This is a genomic window from uncultured Campylobacter sp. (genome assembly GCF_938018145.1).
GTDB lineage: Bacteria > Campylobacterota > Campylobacteria > Campylobacterales > Campylobacteraceae > Campylobacter_A.
The window spans coordinates 1-2,080 of the sequence record NZ_CALIII010000023.1 but is presented as its reverse complement, the minus strand read 5'-3'; the positions used below and the strand labels follow the sequence as shown (position 1 = coordinate 2,080).

Annotated in this window: 2 protein-coding genes and 1 pseudogene; all 3 read right to left on the bottom strand. The window is 39.2% G+C overall.

The window, feature by feature from the left end; translation table 11 throughout:
- Positions 1–76, bottom strand: a 76-nt coding sequence (locus Q0338_RS00605) for a hypothetical protein (protein WP_298085074.1), incomplete at its 3' end; no start/stop codon positions are given.
- 305 nt (positions 77–381) lie between these two features.
- Positions 382–780: pseudogene (gene queF, locus Q0338_RS00600) on the bottom strand (preQ(1) synthase); the annotation flags it as partial.
- Positions 781–789: 9 nt separating this feature from the next.
- The coding region (locus Q0338_RS00595) for an EAL domain-containing protein (RefSeq protein ID WP_298085073.1) at positions 790–2,080 on the bottom strand (1,291 nt) is incomplete at its 5' end.

Below are 2,080 nucleotides of genomic sequence, written 5' to 3'. Positions count from 1 at the left end.
TCATCTTGGGATAGTCGTTCCAGCGCGAGATGGACGCGGCTTTAAAGATGTGCTCGATCAGCTGCGCGCTTATCATTTATCTTCCGATGATTTTTTCACGACGCGAGCGCGCTTTTCGCCGGCGAATTCAGGCTTTTTAAAGCCCTCTTTGCTGCCAGTTCTTCGCGGTTTATCGTCAAATTTATCTTTACTCGCGCGAGGTTTTCTATCGCCGGTTTTTGTATCTCTTCTATCGGCTCCGAAACTCTTACCGCGAGAGCCGTCTTTGCTAAATTTAGACTCGCGTCCGCCGTAACCGCCTCTATCGAAACTTCGCTCGCTATCTCTCGTAAATTTCTCAAATTTAGGCGCTTCAAAGCTTTGTTCTTGCGTTTTTTTGATTATCTCGTCCGAGCAAATTTCGATCACAGTATGGACGTTGCCGCGCGGGTTAAAGTCGCCCGTGATCTTCATCCATTTTGGCGCTAGCTTTCGCTCTAAAACGTCGTAAATTTCGTTTATGCTATCTTCGTGGCTGATGTTGCGCGTCATGAAGCTATTGATATAAAGTTTGATCGCTTTTAGCTCGACGACGAATTTAGCCGGCACGTACTCAAGATATATCGTCGCAAAATCAGGATAACCAGAGCGCGGGCATAGGCAGCAAAACTCCGGTAGCGTGATCTTGATCTTATAGTCGCGCTCGTGCTTATTTTCCCAGATTTCTAGGTCTTTTTCTACGTCAAATTCGCTTATTATTTTCTCGCCGTATTTTGGCTCTACGACCTCATTTTCTTGCATTTTTTTCCTTTAAATTTCTTTTGGCTTCTCTATGAAAAAGCCCTGCGCGAAGTCGGTCTGATAGCGCTCCGCGATGTTGTAAAACTCGTCGTCCTCCACAAATCTCACGATGGATTTTACGCCTACTCTTTTTGCGGTCAAATTTAGATTTTCTAACAGTGTTTTAAATTTGTCGTTTTTGATATTTTTGTTAAATTCGATATCGTAGATAACAAAATCTATCGGCAAATATTTAAAATATTCAAAGCCCGCGTTGTTACCGCCGAATTTATTAAGCGCAAAACGAAAACCTAGGTTTTTATACTCCGTCAAAATTTCTCTAAATCTATTTATCTCGTCATATACTAGTTTCTCGCTAAACTCGAAAATAACGCGATTTGGATCGATTTTACCTAACTGTACGAACTCTTTTATAAAATTCGTAAATTTCAAATTTCTAATCGAAACCGACGAAATTTCGATCACGATCGGATCTTCGTCTTTAAATTTAAGCTCGGATAGCTTTTTGATGACGTTTATGTCAAAAAGCACCTCATAGCCGTTTTTGTTCGCGATATTTTGCACTTTTGCTTTTGAGACGAGACCTTGCTTATCGGTGTAAACTTTTACGATGATATTTTTCAAATTTTGCCCGAAACGAAGACTTTTAACAAGCTGAGTTTGAAAGATAAATCTTTGCATATCGATACAGTTGCAGACGTCTTTTTCAAGATCGTCCGTGATGTCCACTTTATCTTCGCTATCGCTCTCGTTTAGCTTTTGGATGAGATAAGAAACCGAGTTTTTGAGGCTTGCCGAGTGATTTATGTCGATAGCGTCAAATTTGATCTTTAGCTCGATATTGTAAATTCCGTCGCTCAAAATGCTCTTTTCAAAAACGTTTAAAAGATGGATGAGCTCGGTACTTTTACTCTCGCAAAATATCAAAAAATACTCGTTTGAATATCTGCCGATAAGCGTATTCTTAGAGACTTTTTCGTTTAGAAATTTTTCTAGTCGCTCGACTAATCGTTTTAGCAAAATATCGGTGCTAACAAAGCTATAACGCTCGTTTAGATCGTTTAAATTTTCGATCTTTAACATTAGCATATTGCCGCCGCTTTTGCCTTTAAATTTAGAAGCTTGCTTTGATAAAAGTCTTAAAATTTCGTCTCTATTATAGGCTTTTGTTACTTGATCGAGTACGCTCGTTTGAAAGCTCTGGTAAATTTTATAGGCCGTGAAATAAACTTGACATAGAACCAAAATAGTGATCAAAATGATGTCATTGACGTCAAAATCTATCTCGTCTTTTTTAACA